This is a genomic window from Duganella qianjiadongensis, from assembly GCF_009857915.1.
Classification (GTDB): domain Bacteria; phylum Pseudomonadota; class Gammaproteobacteria; order Burkholderiales; family Burkholderiaceae_D; genus Rugamonas; species Rugamonas qianjiadongensis.
Genome location: NZ_WWCM01000004.1, coordinates 33,223 through 50,314, shown reverse-complemented (window position 1 = coordinate 50,314; position 17,092 = coordinate 33,223). Strand labels below are relative to the sequence as shown.

Annotated in this window: 16 protein-coding genes; 13 read left to right on the top strand and 3 right to left on the bottom strand. The window is 60.6% G+C overall.

Features of this window, described 5'->3' with window-relative positions:
• The first annotated feature begins 10 nt into the window (after positions 1-10).
• From ispC to GTP27_RS07660, 11 genes are all read left to right on the top strand, one after another.
• On the top strand, positions 11-1,240 hold the full coding sequence (ispC, locus tag GTP27_RS07710; protein ID WP_161038610.1) for a 1-deoxy-D-xylulose-5-phosphate reductoisomerase: 1,230 nt from the start codon (positions 11-13) through the stop codon (positions 1,238-1,240).
• A complete protein-coding gene (rseP, locus tag GTP27_RS07705) occupies positions 1,237-2,628 on the top strand; it encodes an RIP metalloprotease RseP (RefSeq protein WP_161038609.1) in 1,392 nt (463 codons plus the stop codon). Before ispC ends, rseP begins: the two co-directional genes overlap by 4 nt.
• Positions 2,629-2,710: 82 nt before the next feature.
• The gene (bamA, locus tag GTP27_RS07700; protein WP_161038608.1) at positions 2,711-5,047 is read left to right on the top strand and encodes an outer membrane protein assembly factor BamA; all 2,337 of its coding nucleotides are present in this window, start codon (positions 2,711-2,713) and stop codon (positions 5,045-5,047) included.
• Positions 5,048-5,102: 55 nt separating this feature from the next.
• Positions 5,103-5,627, top strand: a complete 525-nt coding sequence (locus tag GTP27_RS07695; protein ID WP_161038607.1) for an OmpH/Skp family outer membrane protein — start codon at positions 5,103-5,105, stop codon at positions 5,625-5,627.
• A gap of 21 nt (positions 5,628-5,648) precedes the next feature.
• Positions 5,649-6,710 (top strand): UDP-3-O-(3-hydroxymyristoyl)glucosamine N-acyltransferase, encoded by a 1,062-nt coding sequence (gene lpxD, locus GTP27_RS07690; RefSeq protein ID WP_161038606.1) that lies wholly within the window; start codon positions 5,649-5,651, stop codon positions 6,708-6,710.
• Positions 6,707-7,219 carry a 3-hydroxyacyl-ACP dehydratase FabZ gene (gene fabZ / locus GTP27_RS07685; RefSeq protein WP_161038605.1) on the top strand — a complete coding sequence of 171 codons (513 nt, stop codon included), beginning with the start codon at positions 6,707-6,709 and terminating at the stop codon, positions 7,217-7,219. Before lpxD ends, fabZ begins: the two co-directional genes overlap by 4 nt.
• A 2-nt stretch (positions 7,220-7,221) precedes the next feature.
• Positions 7,222-8,010, top strand: a complete 789-nt coding sequence (gene lpxA / locus GTP27_RS07680) for an acyl-ACP--UDP-N-acetylglucosamine O-acyltransferase (RefSeq protein WP_161038604.1) — start codon at positions 7,222-7,224, stop codon at positions 8,008-8,010.
• On the top strand, positions 7,994-9,181 hold the full coding sequence (gene lpxB, locus GTP27_RS07675; protein ID WP_161038603.1) for a lipid-A-disaccharide synthase: 1,188 nt from the start codon (positions 7,994-7,996) through the stop codon (positions 9,179-9,181). The genes lpxA and lpxB overlap by 17 nt, the downstream gene beginning before the upstream one ends.
• A gap of 10 nt (positions 9,182-9,191) precedes the next feature.
• A complete protein-coding gene (gene rnhB, locus GTP27_RS07670) occupies positions 9,192-9,833 on the top strand; it encodes a ribonuclease HII (RefSeq protein ID WP_161038602.1) in 642 nt (213 codons plus the stop codon).
• The gene (locus tag GTP27_RS07665) at positions 9,830-10,615 is read left to right on the top strand and encodes a TrmH family RNA methyltransferase (protein ID WP_161038601.1); all 786 of its coding nucleotides are present in this window, start codon (positions 9,830-9,832) and stop codon (positions 10,613-10,615) included. The genes rnhB and GTP27_RS07665 overlap by 4 nt, the downstream gene beginning before the upstream one ends.
• A 21-nt stretch (positions 10,616-10,636) precedes the next feature.
• Complete coding sequence (locus GTP27_RS07660) at positions 10,637-11,842, top strand: EAL domain-containing response regulator (RefSeq protein WP_161038600.1); 1,206 nt, start codon at positions 10,637-10,639, stop codon at positions 11,840-11,842.
• A 75-nt stretch (positions 11,843-11,917) separates the two neighbouring features.
• On the opposite strand, the gene GTP27_RS23750 is transcribed toward GTP27_RS07660, so the two are convergent.
• Complete coding sequence (locus GTP27_RS23750; protein WP_229633520.1) at positions 11,918-12,493, bottom strand: PEP-CTERM sorting domain-containing protein; 576 nt, start codon at positions 12,491-12,493, stop codon at positions 11,918-11,920.
• A gap of 319 nt (positions 12,494-12,812) precedes the next feature.
• Between GTP27_RS23750 and GTP27_RS07650 the strand changes: the two genes are divergently transcribed.
• Positions 12,813-14,096 (top strand): 2-hydroxycarboxylate transporter family protein, encoded by a 1,284-nt coding sequence (locus GTP27_RS07650; RefSeq protein ID WP_229633552.1) that lies wholly within the window; start codon positions 12,813-12,815, stop codon positions 14,094-14,096.
• Positions 14,097-14,229: 133 nt separating this feature from the next.
• Positions 14,230-14,694, top strand: a complete 465-nt coding sequence (locus GTP27_RS07645; RefSeq protein ID WP_229633519.1) for a DUF805 domain-containing protein — start codon at positions 14,230-14,232, stop codon at positions 14,692-14,694.
• Between the two features lie 18 nt (positions 14,695-14,712).
• Here the strand turns inward: GTP27_RS07645 and GTP27_RS07640 are convergent, their stop codons facing one another.
• Both GTP27_RS07640 and ppsR read right to left on the bottom strand, forming a co-directional pair.
• Complete coding sequence (locus GTP27_RS07640) at positions 14,713-16,089, bottom strand: GGDEF domain-containing protein (RefSeq protein WP_161038599.1); 1,377 nt, start codon at positions 16,087-16,089, stop codon at positions 14,713-14,715.
• A 14-nt stretch (positions 16,090-16,103) separates the two neighbouring features.
• Positions 16,104-16,952, bottom strand: a complete 849-nt coding sequence (ppsR, locus tag GTP27_RS07635) for a posphoenolpyruvate synthetase regulatory kinase/phosphorylase PpsR (protein ID WP_161038598.1) — start codon at positions 16,950-16,952, stop codon at positions 16,104-16,106.
• Between the last annotated feature and the right edge of the window lie 140 nt (positions 16,953-17,092).

Here is a 17,092-nt window from a genome sequence, read left to right as displayed (position 1 = left end):
GAGAGTAATTATGCAACGCATCACCATCCTTGGCGCCACCGGTTCGATCGGCGTGTCCACGCTGGACGTGCTCGCCCGTCATCCGCAGCGCTACAGCGTCTACGCCCTGTCGGCACACAGCCGGGTGGAGGAACTGTCGGCCCAGTGTATCGCCTTTCGTCCGCTGCGTGCCGTGGTGGGCACGGCCGAAGCGGCCAGCCGCCTGACGGCGCTGTTGCGCGCGGCCGGCCTGAATACGGAAGTCGAATATGGCGAAGCAGCGCTATGCAGCATCGCCAGTGCGCCCGAAGTCGACAGCGTGATGGCGGCCATCGTCGGCGCAGCCGGTCTGGCGCCTACGCTGGCGGCAGCCCGCGCCGGCAAGAAGGTGCTGCTGGCGAATAAGGAAGCGCTGGTCATGTCCGGCCAGCTGTTCATGGACGCCGTGCAGGAATCGGGCGCCGTACTGCTGCCCATCGATAGCGAGCACAATGCGATCTTCCAGTGCCTGCCGTCCGACTACGCGCGCGTGCCGGGCCAGAGCGGCGTGGCCAAAATTCTGCTGACCGCATCGGGCGGGCCTTTCCTTAACCGCGAGGTGGCAACGCTGGAAGCGGTGACGCCGGAGCAGGCCTGCAAGCACCCCAACTGGTCAATGGGCCGCAAGATTTCGGTCGATTCGGCTACCATGATGAACAAGGGGCTGGAAGTCATCGAGGCGCACTGGCTGTTCGGCGCGCCGGCCGACCAGATCGAAGTAGTAATCCACCCGCAGTCGGTGATCCATTCGATGGTGTCGTACAGCGACGGCTCGGTACTGGCGCAGCTGGGCAATCCGGACATGCGCACGCCGATTGCCCATGCACTGGCCTATCCCGAGCGCATCGAGTCCGGCGTCGGCCCGCTCGACTTGACCCAGATCGCCACGCTGCAGTTCCAGCGTCCTGATTTCGAGCGTTTCCCCTGTCTGGCGCTGGCCTTCGAGGCGCTGCGCGCCGGCGGCACTGCGCCAGCCCTGCTCAATGCCGCCAACGAAGTGGCCGTGCAGGCTTTCCTTGATCTGCAGATCGGCTTCCGCCAGATCGACCGCGTGATCGCCCATGTGATGAACAGCGTGCCGCATGGCGCTGCCGATAGCATCGGCGCCGTGATGGCGCAGGATGCGGTGGCGCGGCAGGCGGCGCAGCAGTATATCACCCAACTTCGCACCCAACTTCGCCCCCAACTTCGCACCCAACTTCCCGCAGGGCAGGCAAAATGAACCTGCTGCAGACCGTCCTGGCATTCATCGTCTGCCTCGGCACGCTGGTCACTATCCACGAGCTGGGGCACTATCTGGTGGCGCGCTGGTGCGGTGTCAAAGTGCTGCGTTTTTCGGTCGGCATGGGCAAGGTGGTCTGGTCGCGCCGCTACGGCCCTGACCAGACGGAGTGGGTGATCTCGGCGCTGCCGCTGGGCGGCTACGTCAAGATGCTCGATGCCCGCGAGGGCAATCTGGCCGGCCTTCCCGAAGCTGACCTGCAGCGCGAATTCACCCGCCAGAATGTATGGAAGCGTATCGCCATCGTGGCTGCCGGCCCGCTGGCCAACTTCCTGCTGGCGATCGTGCTGTTCGCCGGCCTGTATATGGTTGGCGTGCAAGAGCCGGCCAGCAAAGTCAGCGTGCAAGCCACGGTTGGCGAGAGCAAGGGAGCATCGGCCGCCTGGGTAGCCGGTGTGCGCAGCGGTGATCTGATTACGGCCGTGAATGGCCAGAGCGTCGCTGCCTGGTCCGATCTGCGCTGGCAGCTGATCCAGGGTGTGATCAACAAGAGCGATGTGCAGCTGTCGGTAGAACGGCCAGGGCAGGGACATTACAACTTCGTACTGCCCGCCGTGCTGCTGACCGGACTCGATGTGGAAGGCGACGTGCCGGGCGATCTGGGACTGGGCTTTGCCCGCCCGCTGCCGGTGGTGCAGCAGGTGATCGCAGGCGGTCCCGCTGCGCGCGCCGGCCTGCTGGCCGACGATCTGCTGCTGGCCGTGGATGGCACGCCGGTGGCCGACGGTATCGCATTTATCGACATTATCCGCGGCGCTGCCGGTCGCACCGTGCAGGTGCAGGTGCGCCGCGCGGGGCAGGAGCTGACGCTGGCCATGGTGCCGCAAGGCGAAGTGCAGCCAGTCGCCAAGGGCGGCAAGGATAAAGGAACTGTAACAGTCGGTAAGATCAGCGCCTACATCGCGCTGGCGCCGGATATGATCAAAGTGGTGTCGTCCCCTCCTGCAGCAGTGGTGAAAGCCGTGCAGCGGGTGTGGGAAACGTCGGTATTGTCGGTCAAAATGGTAGGAAAAATGCTGATCGGCGAGGCTTCGCTGAAAAACGTTACCGGCCCTCTGACCATTGCCGATTATGCCGGCCAGACCGCACGGGCAGGCGTTGCCAGCTATCTGGGCTTCATCGCCTTCATCAGCATCAGTTTAGGGGTGATGAATTTGCTACCGATTCCCGTTCTAGATGGGGGGCATTTGCTGTATTATTCGCTGGAAGTTTTAACCGGACGCTCTGTACCGGAGCGTTTTGGTGAGATTGCGCAGCGTTTCGGCATAGGCCTGTTGCTGACGTTAATGCTGCTGGCGGTGTTTAACGACGTTGTGCGGCTGCTGTAACCGAGTTGTGGCAGTTCGCTATAAATTAGCTGTGGATCAGCTGTGTATATGAGTAGTTCGTTGATTAGCCATTGAATACCCAATGAAATTATATTCTGACCGTATTACTTCATCCCCGTTTCGCCGCAGCCTGATAGGCGCTGCCGTTCTGGCGCTATGCGCCGGCAGTGCCATGGCTATCGAGCCCTTCGTCGTCAAGGATATCCGCGTCGAAGGCATCCAGCGTACGGAAGCCGGTACGGTGTTCAGCTATCTGCCGGTGCGGGTAGGCGAGACCTTCAACGACGACAAGGGCGTGGCCGCCATCAAGGCGCTGTATGCCACTTCCTTCTTCAAGGACGTCAAACTGGAACGCGACGGCGACGTGCTGGTCGTGCTGGTGGAAGAACGTCCGGCCATCTCCAAAGTGGAGTTCACCGGAACCAAGGAGTTTGAAAAAGACACGCTGGTCAAAGCGCTGAAAGATATCGGCGTGGGCGAGACCAAGATTTTCGACAAGGCTTCGGTCGACCGCGCCGAGCAGGAACTCAAACGCCAGTACCTGTCGCACGGCCTGTACGGCGTAAAAATCGTCACCACCGTGACGCCTATCGAGCGTAACCGCGTCAACATCACTTTTGCCGTCGATGAAGGCGAAATCGCCAAGATTAAGCAGATCAACATCGTCGGCAACAAGGTATTCAGCGACAAGGAGCTGAAAGACGAACTGGCCCTGAATACGGGTGGCTGGTTCAGCTGGTACACCAAGTCCGACCAGTACTCCAAGACCAAGCTGACCGGCGATATCGAGTCGCTCAAGTCCTACTATCTGAATCGCGGCTACATCGAGATGCAGATCGATTCGACCCAGGTGTCGATCACCCCGGACAAGAAAGACATCTACATCACCATCAATATTACCGAAGGCCAGAAGTACACGGTCTCCGGCATCAAGTTCGAGGGCGAGACCTTCGGCCGCGAGGAAGAACTGCGCTCGCTGGTGCTGCTGCGTAAAGGCGAGACCTATTCGGGCGAGCGTCTGACGGCGACTAACAAGCTGATTTCCGACCGTCTCGGCACTTTCGGCTACGCTTTCGCCAACGTCAATGCCAATCCCGATATCGACCGCGAAAAACGCGAAGTAGCGTTTACCTTCTTTATCGATCCGGGCAAGCGCGCCTACGTGCGCCACATGAACATCGCCGGCAACACCACCACCCGCGACGAAGTAATCCGCCGCGAGTTCCGCCAGTTCGAATCGTCGTGGTACGACGCCAACAAGATCAAGCTGTCGCGCGACCGGGTAGACCGTCTCGGTTACTTCAAGGACGTGACGGTCGATACGCCGGAAGCGCAGGGCACCTCCGATCAGGTGGACGTCAACCTGACCGTGGTGGAGAAACCGACCGGTAACTTCCAGATCGGCGGCGCCTTCTCGCAGTCGGAGAAATTCTCCTTCCAGGCGGCGATCCAGCAGGCCAACTTTGCCGGTTCCGGTACCACTGTCGGCATCGAGCTGAATACCTCGAAATACAGCCGCACCATTTCGTTCTCGCAGACCGACCCGTACTACACCGATGACGGCGTATCGCGCTCATACGAAGTGTATATGCGTACCCAGCAGCCGCCGGCACTGAATATCGGTAGCTACACCATCCGCCAGCAGGGTGGCCGCATCAGCTACGGTGTGCCGTTCTCGGAAGTCGATACGGTGTTCTTCGGTATCGGTCTGGAACGTTCGCGCATTACCACCGACCTGACTTCGCCGACCCGCTTCCGTGAATACGTCACCAGTGTGACCGGTAGCGCCGACGGTACCGGTACCGCCCAGACCCATGCCGTGCCGCTGACGGCAGCATGGGCACGCGATAGCCGCGATTCGGCCCTGACGCCGACGCTGGGTCGCTACCAGCGCGCCAATATCGAAATCGATCTGGTCGGCCAGCAGCAGTACTACCGCGCGGTGTATGAACACCAGTGGTACAAACCGCTGATCTGGAATACCACGTTGGCCCTGAAAGGCGAAATCGATTACGGCCATGGTCTGCGTAACAGCAAATACCCGGTGTTCAAGAACTTCTACGGCGGCGGTATCGGTTCCGTGCGCGGCTACCTGAGCTCCTCGCTGGGTGCGGTCGATCCTTACTACTTCGATGCGCTGGGCGGTGCTTCCCGTCTGATCGGCAATGCCGAGCTGCAGCTGCCGTTCCCCGGTTCGGGCAAGGACCGCAGTCTGCGCTGGTTCGGCTTCGTCGATGGCGGTCAGGTGTATCAGGAAGGCCAGAAAATGCGCGCCTCCGAGCTGCGCTATTCGACCGGCCTGGGCATCAGCTGGATTTCGCCGGTGGGGCCGCTCAAACTGAGTTATGCTAAGCCTTTGAACGCCAAGCCGGGCGACCGTCTGGAGCGCTTCCAGTTCCAGATGGGCAGCGGCTTCTAAGCTGGCCTGCAGGCGATCTGATAGCCGGTATTGAAAATTACTTCGGAGAAATAAGTTGAAGACTCTGTCCGCTAACCTGAGCAAAACACTTGCCGTGCTCGCACTGGGCTGCTGCGCATGGGCGCCGGTGCAGGCCCAGACCTCCGTGTCGCGCATTGCGTGGCTTAGCCCCGAGCGCATCTACAACGAATCCAAGCTGGCCAAGCTGGCCGGCGAAAAGCTGCAGGAAGAATTCAAGAGCCGCGAGAAAGCCATGAACGACATGGCCATGCGTCTCAAGGCTGCTTCCGAGAAGCTGGAGAAGGATATGCCGGCGCTGGCCGAAACCGACCGCGTCAAACGCCAGCGCGATGTGTTCGAGCTGGATAAGGAATACCAGCGCCGCCAGCGCGAATTCCGCGAAGACCTGAACCAGCGCACCAACGAAGAGCGCCAGGCCATTTCGGAAAAAGCCACCAAGATCATCAAGCAGATGGCCACGGTGGAAGGCTTCGATATCGTGCTGCAGGACGCCGTCTGGGCCAGCCCGCGCATCGATATCACCGATAAAGTGCTGGCCGCACTCGATAAAGATAAATAATTCAACAGATTGGACCACCCGATGGGCACTCGACTAGGGCAATTGGTCGAACGCCTCGGCGGTCAGTTGATGGGCGATGCCAACCTCGAGGTGAGCGGCATCGCACCATTGGCCGACGCCAGCGCTTCGCACATCAGCTTCCTCAGCAACAGCAAATTGCGCGCACAGGCGCTGCAAAGCCAGGCGGCGGCACTGATCGTGTCGGCTGCCGATCAGGCCTTCATCAGCGCCGGTTTCCACGGTGCGCTGATCGTGACGAATAATCCGTATGTGTATTTCGCCCGTGCGGCGCAGTACTTCGAATCGCTGACGGCACTGGTGCCTCAGCCCGGCGTGCACGCTTCCGCCGTGGTGGCCGATGATGCGCAGGTAGCAAGCAGCGCCCACATCGGCGCGCGCGTGGTGATCGAAAGCGGCGCCGTGATCGGCGAGCATGCGGTGATCGACGCCGGCTGCTATATCGGCCGCGCTGCCGTGATCGGCGCAGAAACCCATCTGTTTGCCAACGTGACTTTCCACGCTGGCTGCGTAATCGGCCAGCGCGGCATCATCCATTCCGGCGCCGTGATCGGCACGGACGGTTTCGGCTTCGCCAACGAGGGCGGTGTCTACATCAAGATTCCGCAGACCGGCAGGGTAGTGATAGGCGATGATGTCGATATCGGCGCCAACACCACCATCGATCGTGGCGCTCTGGCCGATACCATCATCGAAGATGGCGTCAAGCTGGACAACCAGATCCAGATCGGCCACAACTGCCACATCGGCGCGCATACCGCCATGGCCGGCTGCGTTGGCGTGGCCGGCAGCGCGAAGATAGGCAAGTACTGCACTTTTGGCGGCGCCGCCATGGTGCTGGGCCATTTGACCATCGTCGACAAGGTACACGTAGGATCGGGCAGCATGGTTTCGCGCTCCATCCTCGAACCGGGCCAGTACACGGGCTTCTATCCGTTGGCCAAAAACAGCGAATGGGAAAAATCTGCGGTCATCGTGCGCAATCTGTCGGCGATGCGCGATAAAATCCGCGCGCTGGAAAAAACAATTAAAACATTGACGAATCAGGACGAGAAAACATTATGACTACGAATACCCCGGTAAGCTCCGAATCCACCTGCACCAAGAAGTGCCTGGATATCCACACCATCAAGCAGTACCTGCCGCACCGCTACCCGCTGCTGCTGGTAGACCGCGTGCTGGACTGGGAGTCGGGCAAGAGCATTACCGCCGTTAAAAACGTCACCGTCAATGAAGAATTCTTCAATGGCCACTTCCCGCACAAGCCGGTAATGCCGGGCGTGCTGATGATCGAAGCGATGGCGCAGACGGCTGCGATTCTGTCGTTCCTGACCATGAACATCAAACCGGATGAAAATTCGGTGGTGTACTTCGTCGGCATCGACAACGCGCGCTTCAAGCGTCCGGTGGAACCGGGCGACCAGCTGGTGATGAACGTCGAGATTCTGCGCGTGGCGCGCGGTATCTGGAAATACAAGGCAGTCGGTTCGGTGGATGGCCAGACGGCCGTCGAAGCGGAACTGATGTGCACCATCCGCAGCGCAACCGACGCTAGCCAGCCCGCCGGGAAGTAATCATGGCCAAGATCCATGCTACCGCCATCGTCGATGCGAAGGCCCAGCTCGACGACAGCGTCGAAATCGGCCCGTATTCGATCGTCGGCCCGAATGTGGTGATCGGTGCGCGCACCGTGGTGGGGCCTCATGTGGTCATCGAGGGCAACACCACCATCGGTTGCGACAACAAGTTTTTCCAGTTCTCGTCCATCGGCGCAGCGCCGCAGGACAAGAAGTGGAACGGCGAGCCTACCCGCCTGACCATCGGCGACCGTAACACCATCCGCGAATTCTGCACCTTCAATACCGGTACGGTACAGGACAAGGGTGTGACTTCGCTGGGCAACGACAACTGGATTTCCGCTTACGTCCATCTGGCACACGACTGTCAGGTGGGTAGCAACACCATTTTCTCCAATAATGCGCAGATCGCCGGCCACGTCGAGATCGGCGACTGGGTGATCATGAGCGGCTTCGCCAATGTGCACCAGTTCTGCAAGATCGGCGCGCATGCCTTTGTCGGCATGAGCACTTCGCTGACGCAGGATGTGCCGCCGTTCGTGCTGCTGAACGGGAATCCGGCGCAGGCACACGGGGTGAATATCGAAGGTCTGAAACGCCGTGGTTTCACGCGCGAGCAGATCAACGGTATCCGCACGGCGTACAAGCTGATCTACCGTTCCGGTCTGACGCTGGAAGAGGCCAAGACGGCGCTGCAGGAGGAAGAGATTGCCAACCCTGCTGCGGCCGAGCAGATCCGATCGATGCGCGAGTTCCTCGGCACGGCCACCCGTGGCATCGTCCGCTGATATCGCAGCGGCTGAACAGTCGCTGCTATCGCCGCTGTCGCTCGCGCTGGTAGCGGGCGAACCGTCGGGCGACATGCTGGCGGCGCGTCTGCTGTCCGGCCTGCGCCCGCATCTGCCTGATGCGCGCTTCCATGGCATAGGCGGCGAGCAGATGATGGCGCAAGGCTTCGAGTCGCACTGGCCGATGGATAAGCTGACCGTGCGCGGTCTGCTGGCGGTGATTCCGCGCTACCGCGAAATCAAAGGCATCCAGAACCAGCTGCGTGACCAGTTGCTGGCCGAACGGCCGGCCGCGTTCATCGGCGCCGACTACCCGGGCTTTAATCTGGGACTGGAAGAACAGCTCAAGGCCGCCGGCATCCCTACCATACACTACATCGGGCCGCAGATCTGGGCCTGGCGTGGTGGCCGCATCAAGAAAATCATCCGCGCCGTGTCGCACATGCTGGTGGTGTTTCCGTTTGAAGAGGAAATCTACCGCAAGGCCGGTGTGCCGGTCAGCTATGTGGGCCATCCGCTGGCCGAAGTGATTCCGCTGGCAACCGACGAAGCAGGCGCGCGGCGCGCGCTGGGCCTGCCCGAGATGGCCAATGTGGTCACCATCATGCCCGGCAGCCGCATGTCGGAAATTAAGTACAACACGGCGGCGTTTATCGGCGCGGCGCGGCTGCTCAAGCAGCGCGAGCCCTCGCTGCACTTTGTGGTGCCGATGGCGGGCGCGCGCCAGCGCCAGTACTTCCTCGAACTGATCGCGCAGGCAGGTTTGCAGGATGTGGAACTGACGCTGCTGGACGGCCAGTCGCATACTGCCATTGCTGCCGCTGATGCGGTGCTGGTGGCCTCCGGTACTGCCTCGCTGGAAGTGGCGCTGTTCAAAAAGCCCATGGTGATCGCCTACAAGATGATGGCGCTGGAGTGGCAGATATTGCGCCATTTCGGCTACCAGCCGTGGATAGGACTGCCGAATATACTGGCGCGCGAATTTCTCGTGCCGGAAATGCTGCAGGATGCCGCCAGTCCGCAGGCGCTGGCCGAGGCCATGTGGCAGCAGCTGACCGATGCGCCGCACCGGCTTCGGCTGGCGCAGCGCTTTAGCGATATGCACCACAGCCTGCTGCGCAACAGCGCGCAGGAGAGCGCGGCAGCCGTGCTCAAAGTAATCCAAGCATAAGAGAATCAACGTGAAGAACCCTACACCCGGCCTGTTCGACTTTCTGCCCGACTCGCCAGATGAAATCATTTGCGGCGTCGACGAGGCGGGCCGTGGTCCGCTGGCCGGCCCCGTGTTTGCCGCCGCTGTAATCCTCGATCCGGCCCGGCCCATCGACGGCCTGCGCGACTCGAAAAAACTGAGCGAGGCCAAACGTGATCTGCTGGCCCCGGTCATCAAGGCGCAGGCGCTGGCATGGGCGATAGCGCAAGCCTCGGAAGCGGAAATCGACCAGCTCAATATTCTGCAGGCCACCATGCTGGCCATGCGGCGCGCGGTGGAAGCATTGCAGACCACGCCAACTCTGGCGCTGATCGACGGTAACCGCTGTCCGGTGATGAAGATACAGAGCATTGCCATCGTCGGCGGCGACGACAAGGTAGAAGCGATTTCCGCTGCCTCCATCCTGGCCAAGACGGCGCGCGATGCGGCGCTGGTGACGCTACATGAAACCTATCCGCAGTACTGCTTCGACCAGCACAAGGGCTATGGCACGGCGCTGCATCTGGCCCGCCTGCGCGAATTCGGGGCCTCGCCCGTACACCGCCGATCCTTTGCACCGGTACGTGCCGCGCTGGCCGCTGGCGCACAGGGTTCAGGAGAAGCTGCATGAAGACGATTACTTCGCGCGACAACGCGCAGTACAAGGAGCTGGTCAAGCTGGCCGGTAACGCCGCCACGCGGCGCAAGCTGGGCCGCACCCTGCTCGATGGTGTGCATCTGTGCCAGTCCTTCCTGCAGCTGCGCGGGCTGCCGGAACAGTGCATCGTCAGCGAAACGGCGCTGCAGCATCCGGAGGTAATGCAGATTATCGGCCAGCTGGAAGCACAGCATGGCCACGTACTGGCGCTGCCCGATGGCCTGTTCAAGGCGGTATCGCAGGTCGAACATGGCGTCGGCGTGATGTTTTCCGTCGCCACGCCGGAACGCAGCGTCAGCGCGCCGCTGTCCCGTAATGCGGTGCTGCTCGATGGCGTGCAGGATCCCGGCAATATGGGGTCGATACTGCGCAGCGCGGCGGCGGCCGGGATTACGGAAGTGTATTGCAGCGCCGGCTCGGCCTATTGCTGGTCGCCCAAGGTGCTGCGCGCCGCCATGGGTGCACACTTCGTACTGGATATCTACGAGAACGTCGATCTGGTCGAACTGGTGCGCGGTGCCGGCGTAAGCACGCTGGCCACCAGCGGCTACGCCACCCAGCGCCTGTACGATATCGATCTGCGCCAGCCGGTGGCGTGGCTGTTCGGCCATGAAGGGCAGGGCGTAGCGGACGATTTGCTGTCTATGGCCACCCATCAGGTGGTGATTCCCCATCTGGGACAGGTTGAGTCGCTCAACGTGGCAGCGTGTGCGGCAGTATGCTTTTTCGAGCAAGTCAGGCAGAATCAGGGCTAAGCGCGATAAATGGAGCCCCGCATGGACCTCGCCCAGCTGCACTTTCTGGTAGCCGACGGAGAACAGACCCAGCGTCTGGCGCTGGCCGATGTGCTCGTCCATCTGGGCGTGGGGCATATCACCCAGGTGCCGGACGGGCATACGGCGCTGCGCCATCTGACGGCCGGACTGGCGCCACGGGTAGATGTGGCGATACTCGATCTGGCCCTGCCGGGCATGGACGGGCTGGAGCTGATACGCCGGCTGGCCGAGCAGCAGTGCCGCGCCGCCATCATCGTCATCGGTGCCCAGAGCAGTGCCGTGCTGATTTCCGTTGAAACCATGGCGCAGGCCTACGGGGTGAATATCTGGGGCACGCTGGCCAAGCCGCTGGTCCCGGGACGGCTGCAGCACCTGATCGAGCATGGTGTAACGCCGCCTGTGCCGCGCCACAGCGAGACCCATAGTCAGCTGCCGCAATCCAGTTTCGCCGAAGTAGGACAGGCGCTGCAGGATGGCCAGTTCGATCCCTATTTCCAGCCCAAGATAGAGCTGGAAACGGGGCAGGTCAAAGGACTGGAAATGTTCGCCCGCTGGCGCCATCCGGTGTTCGGCGTGCTGGGGCCGGCCGCCTTCATGCAGGTGCTGGAGCAGCACAGGCGCGTCGATTTCCTCGACTGGACCCTGATCGAGAAATCGGTCGCTGCCTGCCGCAAGCTGCATGACCAGAGCATCCCGATTTCCTTCTCCATCAACGTTGACCCCAGCACGCTGGCGCATCCCCAGTTCATGGAGCAGATGGCGGCCTGCCTGGAGCGCCACCGCATCCTGCCCGACTACATTACGTTCGAGATGACCGAGTCGGCGGTACTGACCACGGAGCCGCACTTTATCGAGCGGCTGCTGCGGCTGCGCATGAAAGGTTATGGTCTGGCGATCGACGACTACGGCACGGGGCGCAGCAATCTGCAACTGCTGGCGCGCATCCCGTTTTCGGAACTGAAGATAGACCGCAGCTTTGTTGATGGCGCGTTCAAGAAGCCGGCCATCGCCGCCGTGCTGCGCTCCTGTCTGGGACTGGCCCGCAACCTCGACCGCCGCTCCGTGGCCGTTGGCGTGGAAACCAAGGAAGACTGGGATTTCCTGCAAGGGCTGGGCTGTACCTACGCGCAAGGCTACTACATCGCCAAACCCATGCCGGTGGAAGAGTTTCCTGACTGGCTGACCGACTGGCGCCACTTCTTCTAGCCGGACTGGCTGGAGGGCATAAAAAAAGCTGCCATCAGTTGATCAGGCAGCTTTTTTGTTAAGTCATGGGCTAGATCAGGCGCTTCTGCGGCGGCGGGCGATCACACCGACCAGAGCCAGACCTGCCAGCAACATGGCATAGGTTTCCGGTTCCGGTACCGGGGCTGCTACGCCGCTGCGGTACAGCGTGGCATTCGAAATCGAATCGATGTTGTTAATGATTTTCAGCACACCCGAGGTGCCGGCATCGAAGCGGTAGAAAGCGGTCACATCGTTGTACTTGATCGCATCCTTTCCGCTGCCTACCTTGATCACGCCGTAGTGTACGCCCAGCACGGTGTCGCCATACAGGGTTTTGCTGAAATCGAAGGTGGTCGCGTTGCTGAGGCCGCTCAGCATATTACTGCTGGCGGCGGGCCCCGTGACGCTGACATTCCATGGCGCCAGATCGGTACGGACCGAAGTCCAACTGGTCGAATTGCCGTTCAGATTGCCATCGAAATAGCCGAGGCAGGTGACAGGTACAGTTTTTCCAGCCACGATAACTTCAATGGCGGTACCCGAGCATTTCGGATCACTGGCGGCAGCCATACCGGATGCCAGCATCAGGCTCAGAGCGAGGGCGGTCGATGCGGATTGAATAAGTTTCATTTGATTTCCCTTATTGACATCGGTGGTGACGGCGATTAATCGAAAGATTACCACGGAAAATATCTGCCGTGCATTTATTTTTCCTATAAGGCACTATTTATGGCGTTTCTGGCAATTCCTATTTATGCCGGATCGGCGTGCGCAGAAAGCGTTTTGAAAGCTTGGCGCGCCTACACTCCTGCCAGAACCAGTCACAGGAGACAAAATGAATACCACTACCTCTAGCTATCAGAGCGCACCCGCCCAGCAGGGCCTGGCCAGCGTCAGCCCGATTCGTGATGCGGCCAGCGTCGAAGCCGGCACCCGCACGCCCTGGCACATGCTGGCCTGGCGGGCGATGGATATGCGCATCGGCCTGGTGCCGCTGCCGATCTACCTGCTGCTGCTGGCCCTGATCGGGGGCTTTGTCAGCATGGGCAAAGTGCCGACCGATATTTCCGTGTCGATTGCCGTGCTGGCGGTAGGCGGCTTTACCTGCGCCGAATTCGGCAAGCGCATGCCGCTGCTGCGCCATATCGGTGCGGCGGCTATCTTTGCCACCTTTGTTCCGTCCTTCCTCGTGTATGTCCATGCCATGCCGCCCGTGTTGCTGAAGAACGTGGCCGAGTTCACCAAGAACAGCAACTTCCTCTATCTGTTTATCGCCTCTATCGTGGTGGGCAGTATTTTCAGCATGGACCGCAATGTGCTGATCAAGGGCTTCCTCAAGATCTTTGCCCCGCTGGCTGCCGGTACGGTGGTCGCGGCGCTGGTGGGCACAGCCGTCGGCACGGCACTGGGCATGAGCTGGCAGCACACGCTGTTCTTCATCGTCGTGCCTATCATGGCGGGCGGTGTGGGCGAGGGCGCAATTCCACTGTCGATAGGCTATGCCGCGATACTGGGCCACGCGCAGGGCGAAATTTTTGCCGAGGTGCTGCCGCCCGTAATGCTGGGCAGTCTGAGCGCCATCCTGATGTCGGGCGCGCTGAACTTTGTCGGCAAGCGCTATCCGCACCTGACGGGCGAGGGCCGTTTGCAGCCGGGCGCCGAAGATGAACTGCGCGTGGCGGAACTGCCGGCCGCTACGGTCGATGTGGGCCAGATCGCCGCTGCCGGCCTGACGGCGATTACGTTGTACATGGTGGGCCTGATGGCGCACAAGCTGTTCGAGTTTCCCGCCCCGGTGGTGATGCTGTTTGTTGCCGTGCTGCTGATGCTGTGCCGCGTGGTGTCGCCGCAGTTACAGCAGGCTTCCGGCGTAGTGTATAAATTCTTCTCGACGGCGGTCACCTATCCGCTACTGTTTGCCATTGGCGCCGCGCTGACGCCGTGGGACAAACTGATCGCTGCCTTCACCATCGTCAACCTGATCACGATTGTCGCCACCGTGGCAACTCTGATGGCCACCGGCTTCGTGGTGGGCCGCATGCTGAAGATGTATCCGATCGAGACGGCCATCATCAATGCCTGCCATAGTGGCCAGGGCGGCACGGGCGATGTGGCGATTCTGACAGCTGCGAATCGCATGCAGATGATGCCGTTCGCCCAGATCGCCACCCGTATCGGCGGTGCCATCGTCGTTACGCTGGCGCTATTTGCGTTGGCGCGCGTAGGTCTGTAACGCGCCCGCCCGCCCCGTATTGCACCGGCTTTGCTATACGGGTCTATTTTCCTTCAATAATACGTGTTATATTTTTCGAAACAGTCTGCCTGAATAGGTCGAAAAATAATAGCGCGTGGCGCGAAAGGAAAGTATGGGTATGGTATTTTGCCGGGCTTGTGGGAAAGAACTGCACGAAACTGCACCGCTGTGTCCTCACTGTGGCGCACCGCAAGCGCTGGCGTCCAAGCCGGCCCCGCGCAGCGTGGACGAGGGTGGTTTCTTTGATTACGCATTGCGCCCGCTCACCCAGTACGCAGTATTTCAGGGCCGCGCCCGACGCAAGGAGTACTGGTATTTCTACCTGCTGCTGATGGTGGTGAATTTTGTGCTGGGCTTTCTGTCCGGCGTATTCGATAGTAGCGGACTGAGTATTCTGTCCGCTTTGCTGATGCTGGCTGCTCTGGTTCCCAGCATAGCGGCCGGGGTGCGCAGGCTGCACGACACCAACCGCAGCGGCTGGTGGCTGCTGCTGCCGTTCGTGAATCTGGTGCTGCTGTGCTTCGATAGCGATGTAGGCAGCAACCGTTACGGTCCCAGCCCGAAGTATCCGGACTAGCCGGGCGCTGCGGCGCGCCTAGCGCGCCAGCACTACCCGGTTGCGGCCGGAGTGTTTGGCTTGGTACATGGCTGCGTCGGCCCGCTTGATCAGATACTGGTGGTCGGGGTGGCCGTCGAACATGGCGACGCCTATGCTGGCCGTGACGCTGACGGATTTGCCCTGCGCCAGCGAGAACGGGGTACTCTCGAATCGGCTGCGTATCAGTTCGGCGATGCGCTGGGCCGATTCCGCCGTCACTTCCACCAGCATCACCAGTAGCTCTTCGCCGCCATAGCGGAACACGAAATCGCCATTGCGCACACTGGCCAGCAGCAGCGCCGAGGCCTGCTGCAGCACCAGATCGCCGCCATCGTGGCCATGGGTATCGTTGACCTGCTTGAAATGGTCGAGATCCAGCAGGATCAGGGCGAAGCTGGTTTTACGCTTCTGGCTGACGTTGATTTCGCGGCTCACTACAGCGGGCAGGAAGCGCCGGCTGAACAGCCGGGTCAGGGCATCGCGCCCGTTTTCCGCTTCCAGATTGCGCTCGAATAGGGTCGCGAGCAGGAATTTGAGGTTGTCGATTTCATCCTGCAGATCGGCCACACGGTCGATCGCGCCGCCTGTGCCATCACGCGTGCGCAGCAGCGGCAGGATGACATTGTCGATGCGTTCGATAATATCGAGTATCTGTTCGACTTCGATATCGCCCTCGAACATGGCCGTGGCCTTGTGGTGGAACCACATGCCGAACTCGGATTTACGCAGCGGCGGCAAGCCATGCGAGCCGCTGCGGTGCAGTGCTACCATCACTTCGTTGGCCCATTCCATCAGTACGGCGCGCTGGCGTTCGCGCTCTACCCCGACATTCTGGCCGATGGCAAACAGGCGGTAGGCCTCGTCGGTGCGGGCTTCGCGCTGGCTATTGCGCTCGTAGGACACGCTCATCAGCTCCAGCGCCAGATCGATCAGTCCCTCTGCGTAAGCGGTGGCTAGTGCGCGCATCTGCGCATCGTCGAATTCCTGCAGCAGCGCCAGCCGCACGTGGTGCTTGAGCAGGCGTGCGCCGCGCGACACCAGATGCACGGGCAGCTGGATGCGGGCATGCACTTCGCCCACTAGCCGCTGGTGCGCCACGATGCCGGCCGCATCGTCCATAGGGTGGCGGAAGATGGAACGCAGCCAGCGCGTCAACGACGCGTGCAGCCTTTGCTGTACTGTTTCGGCGCTGAGAAACACGCTGGCCTGCGGGTGCCCCAGCATGTGCTGGTAGAAGTAGCTGGCCAGTTGCTCCGCCTCCCGCGTCATCAGGCTATCTAGCGTGGCGCGGCAGATTTCCGGCGTCGCCAGCACTATTGCGGTCCATTCGTTTTCGGCCGTCTGATCGTAGGGGAGGGCGTTCTGGGCATGCATGATGGGGCTCGCGGTTAGTAGTCGCGCCGGTTAGGCTTGATTTCCTGAAGGATGGTGGTGGATATCTCTTCGATCGACTTGGCGGTGGAGGACAGCCAGCGTATGCCTTCGCGCTTCATCATGTTTTCCGCTTCGTTGACTTCGTAGCGGCAGTTTTCGATGGAGGCATATTTGCTGCCCGCGCGCCGCTCGTTGCGGATTTCGGCCAGACGTTCGGGGGTAATAGTCAGGCCGAAGATCTTGTTTTTGAACTCGTACAGCGAGGAAGGCAGGCGGCCCCGTTCGAAATCGTCGGGGATCAGCGGGTAGTTGGCGGCTTTGATGCCATACTGCATGGCCAGATACAGGCTGGTCGGGGTTTTGCCGGAACGCGACACACCGACCAGTATCACATCGGCCGAAGCGAGGTTTTTATGCGACTGGCCGTCATCATGGGCGAGCGAGAAATTGATCGCTTCGATACGGTTTTTGTATTCCTCACTGTCAACAATATTGTGCGAGCGGCCTATGGTATGGGTCGACATCACGCCCAGTTCTTGTTCCAAAGGTGCAACAAATGTCTGGATCAAGTCCATGTGCATGCCTTTGCACTGGCGGATGATTTGTGACAATTCGGTCTTCACCAGGGTCGAAAAAATGATCGGTCTGTAACCATCGGTTGCAAACGCTTCGTTGATTTTACGTGCAGCATCGTGCGCTTTATCAACCGTATCGATGAATGGCAGGCGGATTTGGCGGAACCGCAAGTCAAATTGGGTCAACACGGAGTGACCAAAAGTTTCAGCGGTAATGCCGGTGCCGTCAGAAACAAAAAACACGGTACGGGCGGCGGAAGGCAGGGGGGAACGTTGTTCTTGTGTCATGAGGGATGGGCCAGTCATTATTGTGAATCGTCAATTTGCGTCGCAGGCTGTAGAATGGACGCCAATGGCAAGATTGTGCTGCACGACGAACAGAATAACAAGAAACATGTCTGCGCCTCGCTGGAAGATTTCTATCATCA